The sequence below is a fragment of the Peptoclostridium acidaminophilum DSM 3953 genome (genome assembly GCF_000597865.1).
Lineage (GTDB): Bacteria > Bacillota > Clostridia > Peptostreptococcales > Peptostreptococcaceae > Peptoclostridium_A > Peptoclostridium_A acidaminophilum.
Genome location: NZ_CP007452.1, coordinates 574,596 through 600,649, shown reverse-complemented (window position 1 = coordinate 600,649; position 26,054 = coordinate 574,596). Strand labels below are relative to the sequence as shown.

Here is a 26,054-nt window from a genome sequence, read left to right as displayed (position 1 = left end):
CATCCTCCACGTTCTATAATATTTTACATATAGTTACCACATACCAAAATACCGATAATATCAACGCAGCCGAGAAAGATTTCATTGACCACATAATATGCTTTACTCTTTTATCATTGATTTGGGACTTGCTCTTCTGAAGCTTACCAATGACGTTAACCCATTGCTTATCCTGTTGTGCTTTTGTCACAAACGACTGATAGTTGTCGCTGATTTCCTTCTCTATCACTTCAACATCCGGGAACGCTTCATGAGCGTATCGCTTCTGAGCTAAAGAAGCAAAAGCCAAACTTAATAAAAGAAACGCTGTAATAGAGGAGAAAGCTGCCAAGAAAAAGTGTACTGAAAGATTTCCTCTGTATTCCAGGGCAATTGGAGCAATCATAAACAACGCCGCTGTAGAAAAAGCAAACGCAGTCTGCATATTCGATGACTGCTGAATTAATGAATCTTCTCTTCGTAACTCACCATCGTATTTAAATTGTGCAAGTTCTCGAACATGTGCATATAATTTCTCTGCTTGTTCTAAACTTGAATCCTGTTGTTTATTGTCACTTTGCATAATTCGTCACCTTTATTATATTTTTGCAAGAATATCAAGTTTCTTTTCATCTTGACCCGTCTGTACCTTATCATAGTTCACTTTTACGCCATCATCTAAATCAATTGCGATACGACTTAAAGCAATATGAGCAATTTTTTCGTCGTATTCTTTGGTTTCTTTCAACTGCTTGATAAGTTTTTCTCTTCTCTTTTCAGCTTGAGCAACTTCTCTTGCGTTATTGCTATTTTCTGCCATCTCTTTCATACGATCAATTTCATTCATGTATATTTTCTGCATCTTATGAAGATAATCAACTCGGACAATACCGGTTGTATCTGCAGTATAACGATGCATATAGACCAAGGCTTTAAATCCATCTTGTTTTCCACTATCATATTGCCAATAAATCGGGCGTTTTTGATAAACTTTTACATGATCTTTATAAAAGTCCTTCACAAAGTAGTTTCTAATAATCTCTCTCGAAGTATCTCCTCTGTTATCAAGACCTTTTGCTATGAAGTTTAAATTTTCTTCAAGAGTCAGATTACCATATACACATTTTATAAATTCAATAAATCTACCTACGATATCATCAGCAAAGTACTCTTCATCGGTTATCGGAATACAGTTATCTTTATCTGGAATAAACTTATTGTATTTAGACTCATCCCATTCACCACCTGCATATGCTATTCCTTCAACATCTATTGAATATCTCCCCAACATACAGCCAACTGCATAGCTGATAAGGCTTCTAATTTCACGACTTAAATTGGCACGGCACACAGTTACATCCTTATCCTCAATTTGCGGTGTCAGTTCATTCTGAAGTCCATAAATTTCAATAAACAGACGGTTAATTTCTTCTTCGTTTGCTTTAATTTTATTAAACCGCTCGTCTGTCTCACATGTCCACTTGTCGAATGCATTCTCAATAGTATTCTCATTACTTATAAGCGGATGACAGGCAAAATCCCATGAAGTTTCAAATGAATCCCAATCAAGTTTGGATATTAAGATACATTCTTTTGCAATATCAGCCAGAACGGTATTGCGTTCATCATTTAGAAAAGGCAGTGAAATTATATTCATTACCTGATAATTAATTGTTGGATTTGTAATATCAAAGAATAATTGTGCTACTTTCGAGTTCATCAAAGCACACATGAATTCAATATTCAATTTTCCAGATGCAAAAATACTTGAACCTGCCACATCCCAAAGAGATCCCTCTGGAAAGTATCTTGCTGAGAACGTTCCCGAAGTAATAAATGACCACGTTACACCTTCTCTAAAATAGTAATTTACATTTTCTGTTCTTGCCCTAGTTAATGTTTTACCTTGATTTATCCAACGTAACAAGTATTCATTATTACCATACCATCTTCGAAATCCACCGCCCTTATTGTAAGGGACCCATATATTGTTATAGACACCTCTTTCGCTGTTCCGTGTGTTTGTCTTCATCGAATTCATATTAATTTCATACCATAGACGCAAAAAGTAATTATTGTCTCCTGTAATAATCCCTTGAAACGAATACGCTTCTGAATCCAGAGGTTTAGACTTTTCTATTGCATGAACAAATTGGTTTGGGACCCAATAAGCTATAGGGGAACATGCAATCTTTGCAAAGTTTAATTGATCTGCCTCATAAAAGTAACTGCATTCATTATCTGTAATCGCCTCAATTACTTTTTGTTTCTGAACATCCATTCCACCTTTGAATTCTGATAGTTTAAAGTATAATCCTTTCTCATTCCATTTCCCATTTTTAATAACAAAGGAACAAATCGGAACTGTAGCTTCTTCAAAAGCTGAGTATTCCATTTGAACAAGTGTTGTAATTGACTTTTGATTAATTATATACTCCCTTATTTGCTCATAGGTTTTTATGAACATCCATACAAATGGCGTCATGAAAGAAGAGTATCCATTAGGTCTGCAGTATTCAAAATTCTTATACATAAATACCGAGAACAAATCCCCACTGTATGGCTTGTATTCTTCTATTACAAACTTCTTTAGTTGCCCTTCTAACTTATTCATGTAAGGTGGATTTGTACATACGACAGCATACTTTTCTGACATAATTGATGCTTGTTTTGCCAATTTCTTCATTTCTGGCATGACAACTCTAAGCCAGTGATCACTTTCCATAGTGAGTTGGCCAGATAAGCTACAGTTGCCAAGATATGTTATGAATGACTTGTAATCATGCTTATCGACTGAAATCAAGCTACCAATTTCTTTGGCATGCTTATATACGTGAATTAAGTATTCACCAATTTTATTTTGTTCCTTATCATCTGTGATACCATCACATGTGAATTTTGATATATTGTTTGTTTCATTAATTGCCAGAACATTTGGTACGATTGCTCTTGTAAAGAATCTTTTATCATAGCTTCTGGCCTTCATCATCACAGCAAAATAAGCAAGCTGGTAAGCTCGATTATCTATATCTAAGCCAAATATGTTGTTCTCAATAATCGCTTGAGCCGCATCTCGATCAACAAAACCGCATTCTCTATATATTTCCATCAAAACATCAAAAGCATAAACAAGAATATGACCACTACCCATGCAAGGATCGAAAAATGTGAGTTCCTCTGGAGCAACCTTTTCATTCACAAAATGGATATGACCATCTTTAGGGGTTACAAAGTACTGGAGCTTTTCTTTGAGCTTGCTCTGAGGATTTCTTTCAATCCAATACCGTCCTAATGAGTTATCCACCATGTAACGAACAACCCAGTCTGTTGTAAATAACTGAGTAGCCGCAGGAATATCCTCTTTTTTTATAGTACCTTTGTATATATTTATAACTTCGTTCTTTCGCTCTTCATTATAGTATTGGTACATCCAACCTATAACTTCAACAGCTTCAGTGAAATCTTCCTCTGTGATATCATTTACCAAGTGATTTACCATCCCATCACTGTCCGTAAAAGAAATCGTCAAAAGCAACTCTGTGTAATCAACTGTCTTCTCAAACAGTTCTGGCAATACTTCGTTCAACTTATTGCATTGCTTAATAAAGAGCATGCGGAATAACTCATCTAATTCATTTTCATGTTTGAGCTGCATGACTCTGTCTTTTTCATATGCCGAGAACAACATGTCTGTATCAAATGGTGTTGTTACCATATCTGGCTCAGATTTACCCGGTGTTTCACTGGAAAGCACTCGAATGCGAGACGGCAAGTAGTCATTGACTTCCATAAACCGAATTGCAATCAATCGGTTAAACCATGTATAAGCTACCTCTTCGATCACAAATTGAAAGGCGGTTTTATAATCAGAAGTACCCTCTTTTTCTTTGATTCGGTTAATTAGTGCTTCTCGCTGCTTAATCTCATGATCTGCTATTTCAGTGGGTTTTCCGGTACCAATATCGAAAAACTGAATATTGTCGGTAGACGTGGAAAGGGGCTTTGAGATTCCCTTTTCCGTAATCCCAATTAGTCCTGCTTTATATGTGATTTCGCTGATGAGTTTACGTCGTGCCCATACTGCGAAATTTTTAATTGCTGTTTTATTCATGTTGCCCTCCACTAAAATTCTACGTTTAGAATAATATCGTCTTGGATGCGTTGTTTTAATTTGGCCTTGAGAGCGTCTATATATCGCTCTACGTCCGCTTCAGTCTCAATTCTCCAAGTTGCTTCTGTATTAATTGTTTTAATGCTGACAGTCTTTTGCTTTTTGACTTTTGGCAATTCGTAAGTTCCAGGTGGATCAACTACACCACCAGTAGGAGGAACTACAGGAATTATTGGTTTTCTCTCCGCAATTATTCTAGCTTCCTCTTCACCTATCTCATTTAACAGACGTACCTTTAGTGCATCTGCTTCAACTTTAATGTTCTGAAGCGTAGCCACGTTATTACAAGATTCAGCCTTTTTATGCAGCTCATCAAAACGTTCTGCAACTTTCTTTAAGAAGGATTCTTTACACTCTTTTGAATCCAAATCCTCAATGACTCTCTGGCGTGCTTCTTTTATGGCAGCAAAAATCGGCTTCTCCATCTCGGTCAACATACTGCTATAGAGATCCGTGTAGCGATCCAGCAGCTCGGGTATCTTTCTAATTTCACCGAATGGAGTAGATTTCTTCATAATACTTTTAACTTCTTCAACAACTGATTCTATCTCACCATTTACTATGAAAGTCTTACTTTCATCGTAAATCTTAATTAACTTAAGGCTTCGGTTCCAAATATCAATTTGATCCCCTTTAAAGAAGGCTTTAATCGGCTCATAGTCTTCAGCAAAATCTAAGAGTGCATCTTGTTTTTCATCCACAGTTTTAAAGAACTCAGCGGAGTACTGGATGTCTAGTAAGCTTAAAAGTAATGCTTTGCCTTCTTTAACGACATTCTTACCCGGATAGGTTGATTCGTTTTTATAGTGGATTTCAAGTTTTTCTAAATCATTCTTCAGGTGGGAAGCATACTGTTGGAAGCTCTTTAGAATCGCATCATCTTCATCGCTTGAGGGTGTGATATTAAAGAGCTCCTTCATAACGTCTCGTACCGCTTTTTTCTGTTTATCGTTTGCTTTCTCTCTTTTTTCTGTAAGCAGTTTTTCGAGATATTCCTTACGGCTTAGGTAACGATACACTTCATCTTCAGATTTAGTCAAAAGCGTAACCACATCATTGTTCACAAAGAAAGCAACATCGCCGTCTTTAAATAGCTTGGCAATGAGCCACTGAACATCATCTTCAATGAATCCATATGGTGGTTTTGTAAAACGCTCTATAATAGACTTCATTGAGGTCTTTGCATGTCTTACCGAGTTCATACTGATGAAATCAAGGACATCATTCAGTGCAAGACGGTTTGGGGTTTGTGTTGTACCTTCAAGTGAAATTTGGCTGTTATTTGTTCCTTTTAGAACGGCCCGAATGTTAGCTTCTCCCATTGGCGAATCTATGTAAGACAGCTTGTGGAAGGTCGTATTGACCAACTTTCCCAAGGCTTCATTGATACGAGCTGTTATATCCTTGGCACCAATAGGCAGTTTATCTCCATTCGAATAGATATCAGAATTTCTAAGTGACTGCTCAAGGAAAATCAGGGCATTAGATTTTCTATCTTGCATCTCAATTTTCTTCATTTCTCTGATTTCCATATGTTTAGGAATTGCATTAGATGTATTTAGTTTTAGATACTTTTCAATTTTCAACGAACTTCTAATTTCATCAATAAACGCCTTGTCATCTGGAAGTACTACAATAACACTTTTACTTTGTCCACTCATAAGTCTAAGGGTGGTTTCATCTGTTCCCATTTCATAATTTGGAGTTAGTATCTTCAGAGAAATATCAAAGTTTTGATTTGCCTTATAGGGCCTGTCATCTACAAATTGATTGAACCCAAAAGTATACCGACCATTAAATGCTGGATAGCGGTATTTCTTCTCATCATAAAGCCCATCAAAAATTAACTCTGATACCTTACCAACAACTTCAGAAATTTCAACATTTTGACTTTCGATTTCTCTGTTGATTTCTTGTTCCTCATCAGTAAGGAACACATAGACTTCTCCGTTTTTTTGAATCAATGTTTGTCTTACAAGTCGTTTTAAAGCCTCTTCGACTTTATTTTTCAAAGCAATTCTATCATTATCAATACTAGAAACCATCAAACTTGTAATGTTCTCTAGGTTTGCAACAACTTCTTTGACATACTTAATCATGAATAGTGTTTTAAGTACATTTACATCGAAGCATTCCTCTGCTTTATCTGGATTTAAATACTCATTGTCATAGGCACGGATAATGACTCCCTTATGACTGTGATCCAAAAACTGTTCAAGCGCATCATAAAACATATTGAATGGCACAATGGTACCTTCAGCCTTATCCATGATTCTAACGGCAGATTCTTTGAACAGAGCAAGCATGGATCGCTCACCCTCAGCTAAGTGTTTTCCACTCGCTCCATGTGTCCTGATTGATGTGAGTACGCTTGCAAGAAGATTAAACTGATATGGAACAAAAGGATAAACTGCAGAGAAGTTAACCCTATCAGAGTAGAGCTTCTTTTCGATGCCATCATTGAATATAATCAGGTTTTTGATTATCGTGTCCTTTTCATCATAGAGGAGACCTAGTGTTTGTCTTCCACTTTCAGTTTTCTCGAGAATTCTTTTTCGAATTACTTCATCAACATTTGCAGATGAAAGAGACAGTCTCGTGTCAAATCTGCCTTGAATCTTCGAAAAGTCATTTCCTTTTGTTTTCGTAATACTGTCAATATCTTGTTGGCTCGTTACTACTACCCAAGCTTTACCACCACATGCAGAACCCAAATCCTCAGTAACTGTTTGAAGATTTAGCATTAGCTTTGAGTCTTCACCAATGTACTGACCGATTTCATCGACAAGGAAAACCACATGATGGTTGTTTCCTTTCTTGTCGATGTAATGCTTCACCATATTAGCAAAAGTTACTACATCAATGTTATAAGCGCCTGTAGAGCTTTCGCACCAATTCTTAGCAGCATCTTCACTCATATAGCCAATTTTCACTAAGGTTTTGACTACTTGATCTTGTACAAATCTAAACTGATGTCTTGAATCTTCCCATTCCTTGCCTCTGATTTCAGCAAATGTACTTTTAAACGCTTCATACTTCCCTTCGTCAGATAGATGCCTTTCTAGATCTGCAAGAAATGGATTTGCGCCATAAAATCCAAGATGTTGATTGAATACCTTGAGGAACACAGAAAGAATTGCCTCTTTGTTGTTTTGAGCATCTGACATGCCACTTTTTGAGTCTATATTAAACAGGATAATATCACTTGATACATTTGCAGCTAATCTCATATCTGCAAGTACCATTTCATCCTTTATTTTTCGGTCTTCAATAAAATATTCAAGAGCAGTTTTTCCATCAACAACTCTGTTTTCTAACAGATAAGAAAGTATTTTTAAGAAGTGAGATTTACCGCTTCCAAAGAAGCCTGAGATCCAAACACCCATTTTGTCAGTATTGCCAGTTATACCTTTTTTGTAGCTTGAAAAGAAATCCGCAAAGTGTTTTTGTAACTCTCTAGTTACAACATATTCTTCAAGCTCTTGTCTTACGTTTTCGTCATCGCCTTGTCCAACTTTTATAACACCTTTAATATCTCTGTCGATTGCTTTGGCAAACATATTTTTTACATACATAGTCTTCTACCCCTTAATCTACGAGCTTGAATGCTCTGTAGTAATTATCGTCTTTGATTTCTGAGAAAAGCATTAAGGATTGACCATCATACTTTCCAGGGAAAAACATAATAACCGGTACGTCATCAATGAATTGATGCAGATTGTTTAAAATTTTATGGGACCGCAGCATTGGGAAACACTTCCCAACACCCTTTAAAAACACAACAGAATTACTTGGTGTGTTGTTCTTAATATGGGCCAAGATTTCATTACTCTGGTTGTCTTCTTCCATTCTCAGCATTTCATTAACTGCCTTGGTTATTTCAGAAAACCCTTTTGATTTCTCAAAGTCCATGCATATCTCCAAGAAGCCTTCTCGGATCAAATTGTCTATAATGATGTCGTACAGATCATAGACAACAATTCGGAAATCATGATTCTCGTTTTCATATTTTGAAGCAAGGTATTCAATACGCTCTCTTACCAACAATTCATATTCTGCTGGATAATCAAACACATAATAACCGACTTCATTTCCTAGCCCTTTGTTTTTTTTGAAGTTAGGCTGCTTGATCTTTTCCTCAAGCTTGTTCAATCTGTTTTCTAATTCGATCATCAGTTCACCCCCGTGATGGCTTTAATCATTTGATTATCACCATTATCTTTCAGGTAGTTTTCAAGCGTTATATCCAATATGGGAGGGGTTATTTTTTTCTCTTTACCACCGACAGTTAAAAGGCCTGCATCCGTCAAAAAATTCATGTATGTACTTCTAAGCCTTCGAAGTGTAACATCTGTCCAAGTGCTCATATCGTCATCTTGGCTTTGTTTGTTCTTAAAGTAGATGCTAATATCACTATCTGTTAAGACGGGTGCTCCTAACTGAACTTTTTCTCGGTAAACCTCATAAAGGAACTCATAGAATAGCCTATTTTTTTTTGCTATGGCAACTATGTTAATAATCTTCTGAGTATTCAAGTCAGCATTAATGAATAGCTCCATCAAACCCTCATCGAGCGTATCTATTCTATTTTTTAGATATCCATAATTACGCTTTGCTCTATAATCCTTGGAAATACCAAGAAGATTATCAACTAAGCATAAGTCTTTTATTTCATCCCATGTCTTTCTGTCATATTTGAGTTTAATAATTTTCCTAAATTCTATAAACCAAAAGGACTCTGACACAAGACCCGAACTGTATTTATCCATCGACTATCCTCCGTAAACTAATTCAAAAATATAGAATTCAATTTCATTGTTTCGGTTGAAATTCTATTCTCTTTTATCTTTAACAATCTCAACAACATCACCAATTTCACAATTGAGCACTTTACAAATCCGTACCAATACATCAAGTGAAACTGATTCATTTTTCCCCAGCTTAGCCATTGTTGCTGTACTTAGCTCAGCTTTTTCTTTAAGATCTTTTTTAATCATGTGGTTATCTATCAGCAGCTTCCATAACTTGTTATAGCTGATCGCCATATAGCAACACCTCTCCTGTATTTTTTCCATATTACACTATCTTGATTTTAACATACCGATACAATTACTACAATCTGAGTTTTGCATTTGCAAAGCATATTTAAGATAGGTGGTATGTTTTTTTGCAACCTATATAATGCTATTTTACAATTCTGCTCAATTGAACTCCCGAGTTATACAACATACTTTTTTAGACAAGATAGGCATACCAAATCACTCCATGAATCTTTCAATCACCATTCCACTTTATTGTAAGTGAGTAGATGGTGATTTTGTTTTTCAAACAACTTCCTCTTTAAAAAAACATTATTAGTTTTAATCGACTCAAGAATTTTAAAAAATTTTAATTCACCCCTTACTTTTGCCTATTATTTGTCCTGATTAGTGAGACGGCCTAAACGTCATGCAATTTTGATCCTTGAAAACTAAATAGACGGTATTTTGAGTACGAATCCTGTGTGGCTGAAAAGCAAAGCATGGATTGTCAACACTTAATTGGACAACTTAATTAAGGTGTTGTAATTTATATTCAATCGGACTTAAATATCCAAGTGTTCCATGAATTCTTTTGTTATTGAACCAATTTACATATTTCGATAGCTCTATATTTAGATCTTCTAAGCTTAGAAATCGTTTTTTCCTGACAAATTCAGTTTTGAATATTTTAAAAGTGGCTTCCGCAACTGCATTATCATACGGACAGCCTTTCATGCTCAACGATCGTTTGATTTTAAAGGTTTTAAGGACATCGTCAATCAATTGATTTTTAAACTCATTGCCCCGATCTGTATGGAACAGCTCGATATGACTCAAATTGCCTTTGAAGCTTGCAAAAGCACGACTTACCAGATGTGCATCCTTTTTCTCACCAGCACTATAGCCGATGATTTCGCGATTGAATAAATCGATTAGGATACAAATATAATTCCATTTCTGGCCGACTCTAACATATGTCAAATCACTCACAACAGCTGCTAGGGGAGCTTTGGAATCGAAATCTCTATCCAGTTCGTTGTTCACATCGGACTCATTACAAGCGCTTTTATGGGGTTTGAATTGAGCTAGTGTATATGTGCTGACAAGGCCGTTTTCTTTCATTATTCTGCCAATCCTTCGTCTAGAGGCAGTTATATTGAGCTTTTGAAGCTCCACTTTTATTTTACGTGTTCCGTAATTCTGATGGCTTGCATTGAAAATTTCAACTACTGAATCTGTTATTTCATCTTCTGCAGGTATTTTAGTAGATTCATAGTAATAGGTGCTCCGTGGTATTTGAAGGACTCTACACATTGCTGATACACTGTATTTGTGAGCATTCTGTTTGATCACATTTACTTTCGTCCCATTATCAGCGCTGCTTGCTTTAAAATATCATTCTCCATCTTAAGCTGCTGGTTTTCTTTGCGTAGTTTGATAAGTTCTTCTTCTTCAGGAGTGCGATTATCCTTTGCTTTGAAAGAACCAGAATTTTGACTTTGGTGGACCCAGTAATCAAATGTTGATCCAGTAAGGTCATACTCAGCCAGTATGTCTTTCCTGGGTTTTCCATTTAAATATAGTTGTACCATTTGATTCTTGAAATCATCAGTGAATTTTCGACGTTCTTTCTTTGGCATAGTAATCTCTCCTATTGGTTTATATTTTTAGATTACCGCACCTTAAGTTTTATGTCTAGTTTAGTGTAACCTATCCAGCAGCTAATGGGCAGCGCCATGATGACAAGATTGAACAGTCGGAGCGATGAAATGCAGCCATTAAAGCAACCGTTGGCATGGTTGCGCGATGACACACATCAGGAATAATGATACTTTCTCACGACCTCCCACAGACTTGAGGGGGAGTTCCTGTGATATTTGCGGCCTCTTGAAGGGACAAGGCTGATCGGTATTGCGGGGCTATGATGTCAAGCCAATGACAACTCAAGATATCCCCCTTTGCCTGGGTGCGTGGCAAATAAGGCGCATGAGTACATAAGGCACACCACATTTTTGCATAGCGCAATATGTGGTGTGCTTCTATATGATACTGCGACAAACTTCTCACAAAGATAATTAGTGCTTATAATCAAAATAAGCAACTCACTTGGAGGTGATTGCAAATGGAAAATATCAAAAACTTACCCGAAACCACGGTTGAAGCTACACTACCTAAAGAACTGTATGCGCCGAGGGCATCAAAATCATTTCAGGATTTCATAAAGGTGCTTTCGCAGATTATAGAAAAACATGGTGCAGATGTTCTGGAAGAAATAAACCGTGTCGAGTAAATGACTGTAATGAAAAATCGATATTTTCCAATATTATATTGGAGGTATGACTATGAATAGGAGTGGAAAAAAGTGTGTGCTTTATCCCCGAGTAAGCACTGAAATGCAAGTAGATGGTTTCAGCTTGGATGGGCAGAAAAGCAACTTAAGGCGTTTTGCCGATAGAGAAGAAATGGAAATCGTAAACATCTATGAAGATGCCGGAAAATCCGGTAAATCCATCGAAGGCAGACCGGCCTTCAAGCAAATGCTGCTTGATATTGAAAACGGCTTAGAGATTGACTACGTGTTGGTTTACAAGCTATCTCGCTTTGGCAGAAATGCAGCTGATATTCTGAACTCCTTGGAACACATTCAATCCTTTGGTGTGAATTTGATTTGTATCGAGGAAGGCATTGATTCATCGCAAACAAGCGGAAAGCTTTTAATTTCCGTTCTATCTGCCGTTGCTGAAATAGAGCGTGAAAACATCATTGAGCAGACAATGAACGGTCGAAAAGAAAAAGCTCGACAAGGCGGCTGGAATGGGGGATTTGCTCCTTACGGCTATTTTCTTAAAGACAAACAGCTTTTTATTCAAGAGAATGAGGCTGATGCTGTTCGCATTATCTTTGATAAATTTGCTAATACGAATATGGGATTTACGAAAATCGCAAAATATTTAAACCTACAAGGCATTGAGAAAATCTCACGAGCAAACGGTTCACTGACACAATGGAGTACACATTTTGTACGAATGATCATTGATAACCCGGTTTACTGCGGCAAGATCGCTTTTGGCAGACGTGCCCGCGAAAAGGTGAAAGGTACAAAGAACGAATATAAGCAAACGCCACAGGAAAATTACATTTTAGCTGAAGGCCAACACGAGGCAATTATTAGCGAAGAGTTATGGAATATGGCACACGAGAAAAGAGAACTGACAGGCGTTAAGTCCCCTTCTAAAATAGGTCGGGACAGAGCACATCTGTTAAGTGGTATTTTGAAATGTCCTAAATGCGGTGGCCCAATGTATACCAACAAGCACGCATGGACTAACAAAGACGGTACCTATAGAGAAATCTATTATTACGTGTGCAGCAAAGCTCGTGCTGAACGGGGGAAATCTTGTGATTACACTGCAACACTGAAAAAAACTGACATTGAACCCCTTGTCATTGAAGCAATCCGTGAACTAATTCAAAATCAGGATTTTGCAGGAGAAATCAAATCAAGGATTGGTAAAGAAATCGATACATCCACCTTGAACAGAGAACTGAAAAATTACGAATCCAAGCTAAGAGAGATCGAACTGAACAAAACACGACTTGAAAATGAAATCGACAGTTTGCCTGAGGATACTCGTTTCAGGGAACGCAAAATCCATGACATGACCCTCAGACTTGATGGACTATATGACATAATTGTAGAGCTTGAAGAAAAAATTGAGGATGTTCTACTGCGCCGAAAAGCCGTGGAGCAAGATGCAATCACCTTGGAAAACATCTACACCCTGCTGGCTAACTTCGACATCGTATTCGACAAAATCACCGATGACGAGAAAAAATCCCTAATTTCTTCGTTAATCAAAGAAATAGAGATTTTTCCACGTGACGAGGCAGAACTGCCCCTAAAGTCTATTTTATTTAATTTTCCGGTCTATAAAGACGGTGAAGATGCCTGTGATTTTTTGTGGGATAAAAGTACAACCGTCTCGACATGTTTCGAGTTGCCTTGATAGCTATCAAAACCGCGTTCTCAACCCCTATGGTTATGGGGAACATATCCACACTCGTAGTTGGAAACATATCCGATATTGGCTCTCGTTTGTGGGAACAAATCAACGGTTTTGTCTGTTCGTGAGAACATATCAACTCAAATCATTTCATGGTTAATCCCTTATCAATGGCTTCCTGAATAATTTTATGGCAACAAGTCCCTAGAGGGTTGTTTTCTTTACAATTAGAATTTTTCATTGCTCCAGTGATAGTGTTTACCTCTTTTACTGTTTTCGCACCATGCTTTACTACTGCTTCAATTACCTTATCTTCTGTGACTTTACTGCAATAACAAGCATACTTAGGATTGGCATCTTTCTTAAACCAGATAGGAACTCTAACTTGGTCTTTTAAGAATCTTATTTCATTATCTGCGTTATAGTAAACAACGTCGCAGTCCTCATTCATGCAAATCTTATATTGCTCTCCCTCAACGGCATTACGATAATCATCTGACACTAGATGTTCAACAGTTACTTTACTTACGGAAATTCCTTTATTATTACATACAAAACAATTGTCCTTATTTTGATCTACATTTTCTGTTTTGCACTCACAGCAACATTCATTAACTTTTTTCATATATAAACCTCCTCGTAAACACGATATATAATTTAAGATCTCTAACCTGCGCAACATGATAATTTGGAAACATCTTTATCAAATGTAAGTGCCGCTAATTTTAAACCTTCAGCCATAGTTAAATATGGGGCCATGGTTCCTTTCAAATCTTCAACTGTTAAACCAAACTTAACAGCTAATGTTGCTGTATAAATAACCTCACCTGCATTTTCAGCAACAATATGAGCTCCTAATAACCTTGATGTCTTCGCATCTGCTATTAACTTAAAAACACCATTGGTTTCGTGATTAGCTATTGCTCTAGGCACAGCATCTAATTGTAAAACCGATGTTTTAACTTCATAGCCTTTTTCTTTTGCCTGCTTCTCCGTTAAACCTACGCTAGCAATAGATGGATGTGTAAAGATGACGCTAGGTACTACTGATAAATCAAGTTTTCTATTTAAGCCACCAATCGCATTATCTGCTACGACCCCACCTTCGTGTGCCGCAACATATACGAATTGTGGTCCATAAGTAACATCACCCGCAGCGTATATTTTCTCATTACTTGTCTGTGCAAAATCATTAATTATTATTTCATTATGTGAACCAACTTTAACGTCCGCTTTGTCTAAATTCAATGTCTCGGTGTTAGGTTTTCTACCTGTAGCAACCAAAAGTTGTTCGCTTTCTAGTACCATTTCTTCAGAGTTTACAGTGATATAAACACTTTTTATTTCTCCAACTTGTTCAACTCGATCATAATGAGCACCATTAATAACAGTAATGCCTTGCTCGATTAAGGCATTCTTTACGGCATCCGAGATTTCCGGATCATACTCTTTAAGTAATTGTTCACTTCTTTGAATGAGTGTAACTTCAGATCCTAAATTATGGAAAAGTTGACCAAGTTCTAATCCTATATAACCTGAACCTATTACTGTCAATCGTTTTGGAATCACTTTTAAGTCTAGTAATGAAGTACTAGTTAAATAATCTGCATCTGCGAGACCCTTAATCTCTGGTAACGATGGTGATACTCCTGTCGCAATTAAGAAGCGATTAGCAGAATATATCTTTTCATTAACAACAATTTGGTTCTCATTAATAAATGATGCATCACCCTTTATAAATTTAATACCATATTCAGCTATTAAATCAACATATTTCTTACTTCGCATTTCACTGACTAGCTCATCTTTTTGTTCAATTAAAGATGTTAAATCTACTTCATTCGCTGAAGTATGTAATCCATGAAACGGATTGTTTTTTGCTAAATAATTAATTTCACTTGCTCTTAACAACGTCTTAGAAGGTACACAACCGATATTTACACACGTACCACCAACTGTTCCTCGTTCAATCATACCAACTTTTGCTCCGTATTCGGTTGCCTTAATTGCTGCTGAAAAAGCCGCACTCCCGGAGCCAATGATAAGTAAATCAAAGTCACCTTCGTCATCTATATCTACGGTATTTTGTAATGAAACTTCCTCAATTTTTCCAGGCTGATAGTTGACTTCATCAATCGCCATTTTTACATGATCAACTACTTTATCTTCAGGTAATTCAAATACTGCCTCTCCTTGACGAAAACTTGCTTGAATGTTCTTTGCTCCTATTTTTTCAAGTGCATCGACTATATGTTCTTCACATGCTGAACAAGACATTCCTCTTATCTTTATTCTATATTTTTTCATAATCTTACCTCCTCAACTTCACATTTTTTATACCAAATAAAAATAGTTTATGCATATATTAGGATTTTATCGGTTAATTTACACCTGGACATAATAAAAGAAGAAAATACAGTCAGCAAACTTGTTAATTTTTCTTTCATTTATTTCGCCTTTCTTGCTTTTTGTAAAACAACAATATTTTTGTTATTTTTTTCTTTAGGATGCAATTGCTTACTCTGATTGTAAAATAGTTTCCAAAGTGTATGAAACAAGTGACTTATATACATTAAAAACCCTTAGATTGTACCAGAAAGCAATGCAATTAAAATAATAAATGTTATCGTGACTCATCCATCCTTACATTCTCGTACAGCAACGGATATGATCTGCGTTATCTAAAACAACTTCGCGGGCAAGTTCAATAATTTTACGAATCCGTTCATCGCTTATTTGGTAATAAATGAATTTTCCCTCCTGACGCATTGTAATATAACCACACCATTTTAAACATGCAAGTTGGTTAGAAACTTGTGCTTGTTTCATTCCGAGCAAATCTACCAATTGGCTAACATTTTTTTCAGAATCAAGTAATGAAAGTACAATTTTTAAACGTACTGGATTAGATAGTCCGTGAAAAAGTTTAGAAATTAATTCACTATTTAACTCTTCTATTATTTCATTTGATAACTCAGACATAAAAAAACCCCTTTCATTAACATATTATAATATTTTAATATGAATTGTCAATGATTATTCTATCTAGCGATTGCGAAGCGTATTGATAATAACAATGGTTTTGTCAATATTGTCGCAATTATAAACCAAAATAAAACCCACAACTCTACCCTAGAGTCATGGGCTATTTCAATCCGTTTTTCATACTTCAATCTCAATGCCAGATTTAAAGCTGATCACAAAGTGTTCTTCGTACACCGTGACGTTTTGGATCAGCTTCCTTACTAAAGTGTCATCATACAGTAGGGTGCGATATTTGTTCCTGCGGATAAATCCTATCAGTTCGTCAATCCGCTCATTCTCACCACTTAAGGATGCATCTTCCACAAGTAGACTCTGACGCTTTTCACGAAGCCTATCTATCTCGTCTGCGAGAAAATCGTAATCCTTCCCCTTATTGGAGTGTGTAAAATAAAGTGTGTATCTTCCTTGGAATTGATATAATCAAACTATCATTCAAGGAGGTATGCACTTTTTATATGGGGATTTTAAGTAAAGATCAAATAAGACAAATGATAAAGCATTACGGAATCAAGGATGCAAAGGACATCCATGAGGCTCTTAAGGACATGTTTTCAGAAACAATCCAGGAGATGCTTGAGGCTGAACTTGATGAGCACCTTGGATATTCAAAATATGACTATAAAAACAAGGAAACGACTAATAGCCGAAACGGCAAAAGAAGCAAGAAGATACTATCAGACCTTGGGGAGTTTGAAATCGAGGTGCCAAGAGATAGGGACGGTGATTTTGAGCCTGTGGTTGTAAAAAATCATCAAAGAAGCGTATCAGGAATAGAAGACCAAGTAATAGGAATGTATGCAAAGGGCATGACAACAAGAGACATAGCAGCTCAGCTAGAAAAGATATACGGGATAGATGCTTCTCCCACACTAATATCAAAGATAACAGATAAGATCCTTCCACTTGCTCAAGAATGGCAAAATCGGCCGCTAGAGCCGATTTATCCGATTATATTTATGGACGCGATACACTATAAAGTCAGGCAGGATGGCAAGGTTATCTGCAAGGCCGCATACGCAGTAATAGGAGTCAACATCGAGGGCAAAAAGGATGTACTTGGCCTTTGGATAGGGGAAAACGAGACAGCCAAGTACTGGCTGCAGGTTCTAAACGACTTGAAAAACAGGGGCGTAAAAGACATCCTTATAGCATCAATAGATGGGCTAAACGGCTTCTCTGATGCGATAAGAGCGGTTTTTCCAAACACGGACATACAAAGATGCATAGTCCATCAGATAAGAAACTCGCTAAGCTATGTATCATACAAGGACAGAAAAGCCTTCGCAAAAGAGCTCAAGGAAGTGTACTCGGCCATAAACGAGCAAACAGCCCTAATAGAGCTTGAAAAGCTCGAAGAAAAATGGGGTGAAAAATACTATATAAGCCTAAAATCATGGAGAAACAACTGGGATGAGCTTTCGGCTTATTTCAAGTATCCTGATGAAATCAGAAAAATAATCTACACGACAAACTCCATGGAGAGCTACAACAGGCAGCTTAGAAAAGTGACCAAAAGCAAGAGTATATTCCCAAGCGATGATTCTCTATTCAAGAGCCTGTACCTTGCAACGGCTGATATCACGCAGAAATGGTGTACAAAACTGCGAGACTGGCACCTGATTCTGGCCCAGTTAAGCATATATTTTGAAGACAGGATTAACCCGTATTTGTAAAAAAAAAGACCATTAAATGTTGGCACTCTAGTTATTTTCACCAAATGGAAAAATATTTAATTTAAGTAATAAAAAGCCTGGAAGGCTCATATTTAAAAGCTTTCCAGGCAACCAACCAATAAAACAATATATCTTTTTTAAGGAATCATACACATAATTATTGACAGACTCCCTTATTGGCAAGGCTGATAACTTCTTTCTGCTTTTCCTCTAGTAGTTTGTTAATTTCTGAAATCTTATATTCTGTGGTGTCACCAATTACCGCATGGATGTTATCTTCTAGTGTTCTTATCATGTTATCTCCACCGGCAAGGAGCTTGTTAATGGCCGTCATTACCGCATCATATAATTCAGCTTCTTTTACCGTTCGGTTCTTACACACCTCAAGGCCTTGCTCAATTCTTGTAACGCATCGCCAAACAAATTCTTTTCTACCGTGAATATTCCAATAGACCCGTCTGTATATGTCACCACAATCTCCACAGAAGGTTATGGTACTCAAAGCGTATTTACTACTATAAATTCTTTTATTCTTGTCTGCACCTGTGTAAATATTACTTCTGCGATGAAGCTCTTCCTGAGCCTGTAAAAAAAGTTCCTTCGGTATGATCGCCTCATGGCTATTTTCAACATAATACTGCGGGACATGGCCTTCATTCTTGACTCGTTTCTTTGTAAGAAAATCCACTGTGAAAGTCTTCTGCAACAGGGCATCGCCGATGTATTTCTCGTTTAGAAGAATCTTCTTCATGGTTTCTGGTCTCCATCTTGGTTTACCTGCAGCTGTTAAAATGCCGTCTTTCTCTAGATCCCTACCGATGCCCACTAGGCTCTTGCCCTCAAGGTACTCTCTGTAAATACGTTTAATGATTTCAGCCTCTTCAGGAACAATGATTAGGTTTCCTTCTTCATCTTTTGTGTACCCCATAAATCGATTGTGGTTGACCTGGACTTTCCCTTGTTGATACCGATACTGAAGTCCAAGTTTAACATTCTGTGAAAGACTCTGACTTTCTTGCTGAGCGAGGGATGCCATAATGGTCAGCAGCACCTCCCCCTTGGCGTCCATTGTATTAATATTTTCCTTCTCGAAAAATACGGATATGTTCTTATCCTTGAGCTGCCTAATATACTTTAGGCAGTCCAGAGTGTTCCGGGCAAATCGACTAATGGATTTTGTAATAACTAGATCGATGTTCCCCTCCATGCATTCGTCAATCATGCGATTGAACTCTTCTCGTTTTTTAGTGTTAGTGCCTGAAATGCCGTCATCTGCAAATATGCCTGCAAACTCCCATTCAGCATTTTTCTTTATAAACTCTGTGTAATGAGCAACCTGCACCTCATAGCTTGAGTTCTGCTCTTCAGTTTCTGTTGAAACTCGGCAATAAGCAGCAACACGCAGTTTCTTTACTTTTTCTTTTGCGGCTGTACTTCCCACCCTTTTTCGTGCTGGAATTACAGTTATGTTTTTCTCTGCCAATTTAAACCTCGCTTTCTATCAGACTATATAGGTACTCCGCTCGTGTAATAGGATCATCTGGAAGCTTACCTTCTGATTTTCTCATTTTAAATCTTTCTATAGGTGGGGGAGCACTGAAAGCTGCAAGCTCTGCAATCCTCCCTAGATTCTTCGCACGTTTACTTCTAACTTCTTCAGCCTTATCAAACGTCTCTTTATCAATGATTGCGGGGTATACGCCATTTCCAAGATAATTGACGTTTTTCAAAATAAGGCCCATTGATGAATGAGTCTTCTGAATACCAGCCTGCTCACCAGCCACAGCAAGGGAAAGCCCGGAAATGTACTTTTCAAAGAAATCCCTTACTTGATCCGCAGCCCTTTCATCAACGGTAACAACTCCGTCCGTAATTGCATATCCGTATGGTACATAGGCCATTTACCTCACCACCCTTTCTTTAAGAGAAAGCCTACATTTTAATTTAAATGTCAGTTCATCCCTTGAATTTACAATGATGTTTTCTACAAACTTTTCAAATACCTCGTCCGTATAATTGCCATCAAACTTATCTTTTGACACATGCTCAAGAATCGTCTTTACCTCATCAGCCTGTGATGTTCCACTTGTAAATGACATGACCAGGTTTGTCTTCTCAGTGGTTAGATTTTTTATTTCGCTATCCAGAGCATTTCGTTCCTTGCTAAAAAGTGCTGGTTCAAGAAACCCTTTTGTCATAAGGCCAATAAGCGTATTGCGCTCTTCGGTCAATTGCTCCATTCGCTTATCGATGGCATCAATTCTTTCAAGGTCGCACTCTTCTTGGTTTTTACTTATAGCATCATAAAGTGGCCCAAGGATAATCTTTCTGCTGTAGGCAAGCTTATTCATCATGGTGGCAAAGGTTGCCTTTATCTCTCCATCACGCAGGAACAGCATGGAGCAGCTGTTCTTGTCTTCAATATGCCCTTTGCAGCTCCAGGCGATATAACTTCTGCCAGCAGAGTAGTTTGTTTTTCTTCTAAACGTGGACCCACACTCTCCACAGATGATTCTGCCGCTTAATACATATCTATTTTGATAAGCTTTTTTGTTAACAGCCTTACTCTTCGCTCTTTGTGTGATCAGCTTTTGTGCCTTAGAAAACACTTCTTTGCTGACGATAGGCTCATGATGATTCTTGCAGTAAAATTGGTCTTTCTCACCTTTATTAGGTCGTCGATTGAAGTTGTTATCCGTGTAAGTCTTTTGGAAAAGCGCATCCCCTTTGTATTTTTCATTTCGGAGCATATCAATCACTGTTCCTGTGCTCCAATGATTACCTCTTCTTGCAGGAATCTTGTCCCTGTTAAGGCCCTTTGCAATCACACTTCCACCTTTACCTGAAAGGCACTCTGAAAAAATGCGCTTAACAACTTCTGCTTCTTCTGGAACGATGACCATCTCACCATTCACATTGGCATAACCATAAGGGGGACTGCCAATAATGAAACTGCCATTTTGAAATTTTTTGCTGATTGACCATGTCATGTTCTGTGAAATGGATGCGGACTCTTCTGCCGCAAACCCAGATAAAATGGAAAGCATTAACTCACCTTCCATATCACCTGTGTTTAGATTTTCCTTTTCAAAATAAATGAAAACACCGATATTTAAGAGCTGTCTTACCAGTTCTAAACAATCCATGGTATTACGTGCAAACCGGCTTATGGATTTGGTGATAATAAAATCAATCCGATCACTTTCACAATCACGAATCATACGAAGAAGCTCAGGACGTTTTTCCTTCTTGGTACCTGATATGCCTTCGTCATAATAAAGCCCTGCAAACTCCCATTCTGGATTGGATTTGATGTAGTTTTCATAGTGCTCCCGCTGAGCTTTAAGGCTTTCTAACTGTTCATCGCTATCTGTCGAAACCCTGGCATATGCGGCCACTCGAAGTTTAATATTTGATGACCGTGTTTTATTCACTTCATCGATCTTCGTTATCTTTTTCATTGTCTCACCTCGCTGGTATGATGCAGTCATAGACAAATAGTAGTCTTCTACATCATTTCTAATCTATATCAAGGTTGGTAAGAGGGTTCTCCTCGGATATGTCATCCAACCATTGATACGTGTTTAAAGTTTCAAGATTTTTGTATAGTTACTTACTCCTAGACTTTGTCTGCTACATAAGGTATCATTTTCCATTGGATAGGGAAAAGGACGTTCACCTCCTAGGGAGTTGACTCTCGTTCAACGATACCCGTAACTAAGACAGTCATTCCATTCAATGAAAATTTATGTTTTAGGCTGGTTGGGAGCCCTTAAGCTATACCCGTATCACATGCCAGGTTGTGTATTCATTGTTGTTTATGGAACCCTATCGGAAGGAGTTTACTATGAATAACCGTAATTATCTGTCCGCTGGTATCGATGTCGGTTCAGCCTTCAGCTGGATGTCCATCGTCGACCAGAGCGGGACTGCAATCCAAAAACCTTTTAAGATCACACATAACAACTCGAATTCCTTGGAAAAGGCTGTTTCTGCACTAAAAAAAGCAGAAGAGCTGTATTCCATGAAATGTCGAATATTTCTGGAATCCACAGGGATTTATCATTTCCCACTCTTCTGCTTCTTGGTTGATTCTGGCTTTGACGTGTCCATAATCAATCCTATTATCACACATTCTGTGAAAAATGCAAGCATTAGAAAAGTGAAAAATGATAAAATCGATTCTCTCGGTATTGCCAAACTTGGTCTTTCTCATGATTTGCCGGTTTCTCAGTTTCCAGCAAAGCTCGTTCTTGAGCTTCGCACCCTCACTCGAAAATACTATGACCTTACGGATGAAAAATCTGCTCATATCAACAGGCTAAAGGGCTATCTGCATACTGTGTTTCCACAGTACATTGGTATTTTCAACGATATTACCGGCACCACATCCACCATGATTCTTCGCCAGTATGGTACTCCGGATAAAATACTTCGCGGCCATAAAAAAACCATGATTTCTAAAATCTCAAAAGCTTCAAGAAAAGGTATCTCCAAAGCTACTGATCGTTATGAAAAGCTTTATCAGGCCGCGCTAGCTGCTAAATCCTTTGGCTGCCAGATTGAAAGTGTCTACTTCAATATTTCACTGACGCTTGATCTGATTGAACGATTGGCTTGTGCCATTAACTCCATTATGGAGCGTATCCAGCAATTGGTTGCCTTCAATAAGAATGAGGAATTTGTCAAACAGATTTCATGGCTTAACTCCATCAAAGGCGTTGGATTTCTTTCTGCTGTAACCATCATGTGTGAGATTGGCGATTTCTCAACCTTTAGGAGTCCTAAACAGCTTTTTGCCTTCTTTGGCCTGGATCCTGAGGTAAACCAGTCCGGCAACTTCAACGGCACTGATGTCCATATGTCCAAACGTGGCTCCAGAATTGCCAGACGCGCTATTTTCGCTGTTGCATTGGCTTCTATCCGCAGGAAACGAGATGGTGAAGCAATCAATCCGTATCTTTGCGATTACTACATGAAAAAAGCCGCTCAGAAACCTAAGATGGTTGCTCTTGGTGCTATCATGCACAAAATTTGTAACATCATATTTGCAGTCCTTCGTGATGAAAAGGGTTTTGAGCTCCGTTCACCTCAGGAGCATTGCAAGCAATATAAAAGACCAACTCAGATGGCTGCATAAATACACGTCCGACATATGCATAACTACCACTTGTTCGAAAATCCAATGGATTTACGTTTATTTAGGTTACCCTTTTTTAGGACAGCAACAAATCAAATATTTTTTCGTATTAACCGTTGACAATAACTAGCTGGTCTTTCTTTCATTACATATATCACTCTAAAAGCCACTAATAGCAAGTGATTTAGGACATAATCTCGGCTAGCTTTGGTGAGAATTTCTGTCTGTTTAATGTAGATATTTTTTGTCGTTCATCATCTGTAATCATGCCTTCTTTATGGAGCATTCCGATAATGCTTTCTGCTATATAAAAGTCATACTCTCTTTGCAACTGTTCCTCTGTCATCGGTTCTACCTCACCCTTGATCGGGCTGCCATCTTTCACTTCAATAATCTTCATAAAAAAAACACCTCCTACCTGGTAGCCACGGCAAGAGGTGAAATCTGATGTTTTAACTAATCTTTCTTATAAAATTCGCATTCATAACCATCGGCATCAAGGAGCAACCCCTTTGCCCAGGGAGGGACTCTACTCATCTGCTGGCACACCCTATCAAGTGACATGCTATGATCCGCCTCAATAATAACTTCATCATGCACATGAGCCACAATGCGGTAAGAGCTTAGAGTCTTTATGGCATGCATCAAAATATCACGAGAGATTGCTTGGACAATGTTTTCTACAAACTTAGGCCCATAGCTTTCAAGTCGATCCCATTTTTTAGTAGCACCGACACCTTCGTAAGTGACCGATTCACCACCGAAGATATTCTCACCAATCTTTGGTTTAACATAGGCAAGCTGCCTACCAGAAGGAAGCACAATAAAGAGCATTCCACTCCTGTAATGAAACTTGATATTTTGTGTTTCTTGAGATTGCTTTTCTTTGATGCACTTCTTAGCAGCTCTATCCACATCCCACCAGAATTTTACGATGTATGGATTGGCCTTCCTCCAGGCATTAACCAAGGGTTTTAATTCTTCCTCCTCAAGGCCCATATCCAGTGCGCCCATAGCCTTTAAAGCTCCCACTGATCCACCATAACCTAGGGCCAGTTCTGCGATCTTGCCTTTCTGCCTTAAATGCCCATTCACACCATGCTTTTCTACAGGGACACCAAACATCTGTGATGCGGATGCACAATAAATGTCACCGCCGCTTGCAAATACTTCACTTCTCCAATCTTCACCCGCAAGCCATGACAGCACACGAGCCTCAATGGCAGAAAAGTCGGCAACAATAAACTTACAGCCTTTCTTTGGCACAAAAGCTGTCCGAATAAGCTGTGAAAGTGTATCTGGTATGTCTTCATAGAGCATTTCAAGGGCTTCAGAATAACCATTTTTTACGATGCCTCGTGCCTCTTTTAAATCCAGCATATGGTTTTGAGGTAGGTTCTGCAGCTGCACTATTTTTGAGCTGAAGCGTCCTGTACGATTGGCACCCAGAAAAGTAAACATGCCCCGAATCCTGCCATCACAGCAAACTGCATTTTCCATTGCAGCATATTTCTTAACAGAGGACTTTGCCAGTTGCTGACGGAGTTTAAGCACCTCAGCTAGATGCTCCGGTGCATCTTTTAGTAGTTCTGCCACAGCCTTTTTACCGAGGGTATCTGTTTCCACGCCATTATCAGCCAGCCAGTCTTTCATCTGCTGTACTGAGTTGGGGTTATCAAGTTCTGTTATTTCCTGCATCTGATCCATTAGCTTGGTGCGTGACATCTCATCCATAGTAATGGCCTGTTTTACGAAGTCCAAGTCTACCTTGATGCCTCGATCATTGATTTCCTGGTCAAGATGGTACTCATGCCATATTTCATCCGGTACAGGAAACTTATTAAGCCTCTTTTGTATCTCAATTTCCGTTTCAACATCTCGCTTGTTATAGTCCTTAAAACTCTGCCATTTCTCCTCATCATCACCTGGCAGATTACGAGTTCTTCCACCGTTTGTTTTCGTAGGCATACACGGTACACAAAAATATCTAATAAGATCTTTACCTTCTGTCAGCTTCTGCTTTTCAAGACCAAGGACTGCACCCACACCTACTAAGGATAAGGAAAGCCCCATATAGGCAGACCATACCATTGAGCATTTCCATGCGGATGGATTTAGATATTCTCCACATGGATGTCCAAGATATCTGGATAGACAGACACGCTCAAACTGAGCATTAAAAGCCCACTTGGTTACTTTTTCATCGGTCAAGGCATCCAGTATGATCTGTGGTATCTTTTCATCTTTCGCAAGGTCAACCACCATCACATCTCCACCGTCAACAGAATAACCAAAGAGCAGTATTTCAAAATCATCCGCCTCCACATAGCGATAAACTCCACTCTTTTGTAGGTTGATAGATGAGTAGGTTTCGATATCAATTTCAAGACTTCTCATAATATACCTCCGTTCCTAAAAAAGCAGGTGGCAGAGGAAATCCCCCCACCACCGTAAATTGGCCTTTTCTATTAGGCAAGGAAGTCATCTTCTGCAAGAGTTGTAAAATCATCTGCTGCAGAACTCTTTCCACCAAGAGGCTCGCCATCTTTAATCTTTTGAATGTTGCCAAGCCCACAAGCCACACCTTTATTTCCATTGGAATTGAATGCGAAAAAATTCAGAGAAACTCTAGCAAAGCATCCACTGTACACCTCACCACGATCCATGATTGGCTTTACGCTCTTGTCCACAATCTGTGGTGGGGTTTTACTGTTAGCATTGATAAAATAATGCCCTTTATATGCTTCATCATCGCGCTCCACATCCCCATCACGCAGAGGAATTTTTATAGCAGCCTTGTTGGGCTTCTTTCCACCAAACTTAGCGATGCCTTCTTCAATAGCAGCATCAATAGCAGCATTTACTGCGTTAATGGTTTCTGTATCGTCCTTTGGAATGAGTACGGATACGCTGTATTTTTCAGCACCACCGTTAACGGAAACCGGCTCCCAGCCGTGGAAGTAAGAAAGTCTTGTGTTCACACCTGTAATAACCTTAGTTCTATTCGTATTGTTTTTCATA

20 protein-coding genes are annotated in these 26,054 nt (G+C 38.2%); 4 read left to right on the top strand and 16 right to left on the bottom strand.

Going from position 1 to position 26,054, the window contains the following annotated elements:
- Positions 1–13: 13 nt before the first annotated feature.
- The 7 genes from EAL2_RS03135 to EAL2_RS03105 form a co-directional block, all read right to left on the bottom strand.
- The gene (locus EAL2_RS03135; protein ID WP_025434968.1) at positions 14–562 is read right to left on the bottom strand and encodes a hypothetical protein; all 549 of its coding nucleotides are present in this window, start codon (positions 560–562) and stop codon (positions 14–16) included.
- Positions 563–577: 15 nt separating this feature from the next.
- Positions 578–4,090, bottom strand: coding sequence for a BREX-1 system adenine-specific DNA-methyltransferase PglX (pglX, locus tag EAL2_RS03130; protein ID WP_025434967.1), 3,513 nt, complete (start codon positions 4,088–4,090; stop codon positions 578–580).
- Positions 4,091–4,101: 11 nt separating this feature from the next.
- Positions 4,102–7,725, bottom strand: a complete 3,624-nt coding sequence (gene brxC / locus EAL2_RS03125; protein WP_025434966.1) for a BREX system P-loop protein BrxC — start codon at positions 7,723–7,725, stop codon at positions 4,102–4,104.
- Between the two features lie 13 nt (positions 7,726–7,738).
- Positions 7,739–8,323, bottom strand: coding sequence for a DUF1788 domain-containing protein (locus EAL2_RS03120; RefSeq protein ID WP_025434965.1), 585 nt, complete (start codon positions 8,321–8,323; stop codon positions 7,739–7,741).
- Positions 8,323–8,919, bottom strand: a complete 597-nt coding sequence (locus tag EAL2_RS03115; protein WP_025434964.1) for a DUF1819 family protein — start codon at positions 8,917–8,919, stop codon at positions 8,323–8,325. The genes EAL2_RS03120 and EAL2_RS03115 overlap by 1 nt, the downstream gene beginning before the upstream one ends.
- A 63-nt stretch (positions 8,920–8,982) precedes the next feature.
- Positions 8,983–9,195 (bottom strand): helix-turn-helix domain-containing protein, encoded by a 213-nt coding sequence (locus EAL2_RS03110; protein ID WP_025434963.1) that lies wholly within the window; start codon positions 9,193–9,195, stop codon positions 8,983–8,985.
- Positions 9,196–9,699: 504 nt separating this feature from the next.
- Positions 9,700–10,811 (bottom strand): IS3 family transposase gene (locus tag EAL2_RS03105; protein ID WP_148295968.1). Its coding sequence is split into 2 segments (ribosomal slippage): positions 9,700–10,562 and positions 10,562–10,811, totalling 1,113 coding nucleotides; the frame shifts between segments, so codons are not numbered across the junction.
- 482 nt (positions 10,812–11,293) lie between these two features.
- Here EAL2_RS03105 and EAL2_RS15610 point away from each other — a divergent pair.
- Positions 11,294–11,461, top strand: coding sequence for a hypothetical protein (locus tag EAL2_RS15610; RefSeq protein ID WP_168023677.1), 168 nt, complete (start codon positions 11,294–11,296; stop codon positions 11,459–11,461).
- Between the two features lie 52 nt (positions 11,462–11,513).
- Positions 11,514–13,178, top strand: a complete 1,665-nt coding sequence (locus EAL2_RS03095) for a recombinase family protein (RefSeq protein ID WP_025434961.1) — start codon at positions 11,514–11,516, stop codon at positions 13,176–13,178.
- Between the two features lie 142 nt (positions 13,179–13,320).
- Here the strand turns inward: EAL2_RS03095 and EAL2_RS03090 are convergent, their stop codons facing one another.
- The 3 genes from EAL2_RS03090 to EAL2_RS03080 all read right to left on the bottom strand — a co-directional run bounded on the left by EAL2_RS03090 (position 13,321) and on the right by EAL2_RS03080 (position 16,157).
- Positions 13,321–13,800: a Csac_0668 family 2Fe-2S cluster-binding (seleno)protein gene (locus tag EAL2_RS03090; protein WP_025434960.1), complete on the bottom strand. Its 480-nt coding sequence runs from the start codon at positions 13,798–13,800 to the stop codon at positions 13,321–13,323.
- Positions 13,801–13,841: 41 nt separating this feature from the next.
- A complete protein-coding gene (gene merA / locus EAL2_RS03085) occupies positions 13,842–15,482 on the bottom strand; it encodes a mercury(II) reductase (protein WP_025434959.1) in 1,641 nt (546 codons plus the stop codon).
- Between the two features lie 336 nt (positions 15,483–15,818).
- Positions 15,819–16,157, bottom strand: a complete 339-nt coding sequence (locus tag EAL2_RS03080; protein ID WP_051489068.1) for an ArsR/SmtB family transcription factor — start codon at positions 16,155–16,157, stop codon at positions 15,819–15,821.
- 518 nt (positions 16,158–16,675) lie between these two features.
- Here EAL2_RS03080 and EAL2_RS03075 point away from each other — a divergent pair.
- Complete coding sequence (locus EAL2_RS03075) at positions 16,676–17,893, top strand: IS256 family transposase (RefSeq protein ID WP_025434602.1); 1,218 nt, start codon at positions 16,676–16,678, stop codon at positions 17,891–17,893.
- A 157-nt stretch (positions 17,894–18,050) separates the two neighbouring features.
- Here the strand turns inward: EAL2_RS03075 and EAL2_RS03070 are convergent, their stop codons facing one another.
- From EAL2_RS03070 to EAL2_RS03060, 3 genes are read right to left on the bottom strand one after another with little or no spacing between them, the layout of a single operon-like run.
- Positions 18,051–19,376: a recombinase family protein gene (locus EAL2_RS03070; protein ID WP_025434957.1), complete on the bottom strand. Its 1,326-nt coding sequence runs from the start codon at positions 19,374–19,376 to the stop codon at positions 18,051–18,053.
- A gap of 1 nt (position 19,377) precedes the next feature.
- Entirely contained in the window at positions 19,378–19,794 is a 417-nt protein-coding gene (locus tag EAL2_RS03065; protein ID WP_025434956.1) for a recombinase, read from the bottom strand.
- Positions 19,795–21,354: a recombinase family protein gene (locus tag EAL2_RS03060; protein WP_025434955.1), complete on the bottom strand. Its 1,560-nt coding sequence runs from the start codon at positions 21,352–21,354 to the stop codon at positions 19,795–19,797.
- A 386-nt stretch (positions 21,355–21,740) separates the two neighbouring features.
- On the opposite strand from EAL2_RS03060, the gene EAL2_RS03055 reads away from it, so the two are divergent.
- Positions 21,741–23,033 (top strand): IS110 family RNA-guided transposase, encoded by a 1,293-nt coding sequence (locus EAL2_RS03055; protein WP_038601674.1) that lies wholly within the window; start codon positions 21,741–21,743, stop codon positions 23,031–23,033.
- 184 nt (positions 23,034–23,217) lie between these two features.
- Here EAL2_RS03055 and EAL2_RS03050 read toward each other — a convergent pair whose 3' ends face one another.
- The 3 genes from EAL2_RS03050 to EAL2_RS03040 form a co-directional block, all read right to left on the bottom strand.
- The gene (locus EAL2_RS03050) at positions 23,218–23,433 is read right to left on the bottom strand and encodes an SHOCT domain-containing protein (protein ID WP_025434953.1); all 216 of its coding nucleotides are present in this window, start codon (positions 23,431–23,433) and stop codon (positions 23,218–23,220) included.
- Positions 23,434–23,489: 56 nt separating this feature from the next.
- Complete coding sequence (locus tag EAL2_RS03045) at positions 23,490–25,430, bottom strand: DNA polymerase (RefSeq protein ID WP_025434952.1); 1,941 nt, start codon at positions 25,428–25,430, stop codon at positions 23,490–23,492.
- A gap of 71 nt (positions 25,431–25,501) precedes the next feature.
- A complete protein-coding gene (locus tag EAL2_RS03040; RefSeq protein WP_023386499.1) occupies positions 25,502–26,053 on the bottom strand; it encodes a DUF2815 family protein in 552 nt (183 codons plus the stop codon).
- Position 26,054 lies beyond the last annotated feature (1 nt).

What these genes read in the sequence shown, in the direction of transcription:
- EAL2_RS03120 (WP_025434965.1), bottom strand. Translation starts at nt 8,323, where the DNA reads ATGATCGAATTAGAAAACAGATTGAACAAGCTTGAGGAAAAGATCAAG.
- EAL2_RS03050 (WP_025434953.1), bottom strand. Translation starts at nt 23,433, where the DNA reads ATGAAGATTATTGAAGTGAAAGATGGCAGCCCGATCAAGGGTGAGGTA.
- EAL2_RS03080 (WP_051489068.1), bottom strand. Translation starts at nt 16,157, where the DNA reads ATGTCTGAGTTATCAAATGAAATAATAGAAGAGTTAAATAGTGAATTA.
- EAL2_RS03075 (WP_025434602.1), top strand. Translation starts at nt 16,676, where the DNA reads ATGGGGATTTTAAGTAAAGATCAAATAAGACAAATGATAAAGCATTAC.
- EAL2_RS03045 (WP_025434952.1), bottom strand. Translation starts at nt 25,430, where the DNA reads ATGAGAAGTCTTGAAATTGATATCGAAACCTACTCATCTATCAACCTA.
- EAL2_RS03115 (WP_025434964.1), bottom strand. Translation starts at nt 8,919, where the DNA reads ATGGATAAATACAGTTCGGGTCTTGTGTCAGAGTCCTTTTGGTTTATA.
- EAL2_RS03060 (WP_025434955.1), bottom strand. Translation starts at nt 21,354, where the DNA reads ATGAAAAAGATAACGAAGATCGATGAAGTGAATAAAACACGGTCATCA.
- EAL2_RS03040 (WP_023386499.1), bottom strand. Translation starts at nt 26,053, where the DNA reads ATGAAAAACAATACGAATAGAACTAAGGTTATTACAGGTGTGAACACA.
- EAL2_RS03110 (WP_025434963.1), bottom strand. Translation starts at nt 9,195, where the DNA reads ATGGCGATCAGCTATAACAAGTTATGGAAGCTGCTGATAGATAACCAC.
- EAL2_RS03090 (WP_025434960.1), bottom strand. Translation starts at nt 13,800, where the DNA reads ATGAAAAAAGTTAATGAATGTTGCTGTGAGTGCAAAACAGAAAATGTA.
- merA (WP_025434959.1), bottom strand. Translation starts at nt 15,482, where the DNA reads ATGAAAAAATATAGAATAAAGATAAGAGGAATGTCTTGTTCAGCATGT.
- EAL2_RS03135 (WP_025434968.1), bottom strand. Translation starts at nt 562, where the DNA reads ATGCAAAGTGACAATAAACAACAGGATTCAAGTTTAGAACAAGCAGAG.
- pglX (WP_025434967.1), bottom strand. Translation starts at nt 4,090, where the DNA reads ATGAATAAAACAGCAATTAAAAATTTCGCAGTATGGGCACGACGTAAA.
- EAL2_RS15610 (WP_168023677.1), top strand. Translation starts at nt 11,294, where the DNA reads ATGGAAAATATCAAAAACTTACCCGAAACCACGGTTGAAGCTACACTA.
- EAL2_RS03055 (WP_038601674.1), top strand. Translation starts at nt 21,741, where the DNA reads ATGAATAACCGTAATTATCTGTCCGCTGGTATCGATGTCGGTTCAGCC.
- brxC (WP_025434966.1), bottom strand. Translation starts at nt 7,725, where the DNA reads ATGTATGTAAAAAATATGTTTGCCAAAGCAATCGACAGAGATATTAAA.
- EAL2_RS03095 (WP_025434961.1), top strand. Translation starts at nt 11,514, where the DNA reads ATGAATAGGAGTGGAAAAAAGTGTGTGCTTTATCCCCGAGTAAGCACT.
- EAL2_RS03065 (WP_025434956.1), bottom strand. Translation starts at nt 19,794, where the DNA reads ATGGCCTATGTACCATACGGATATGCAATTACGGACGGAGTTGTTACC.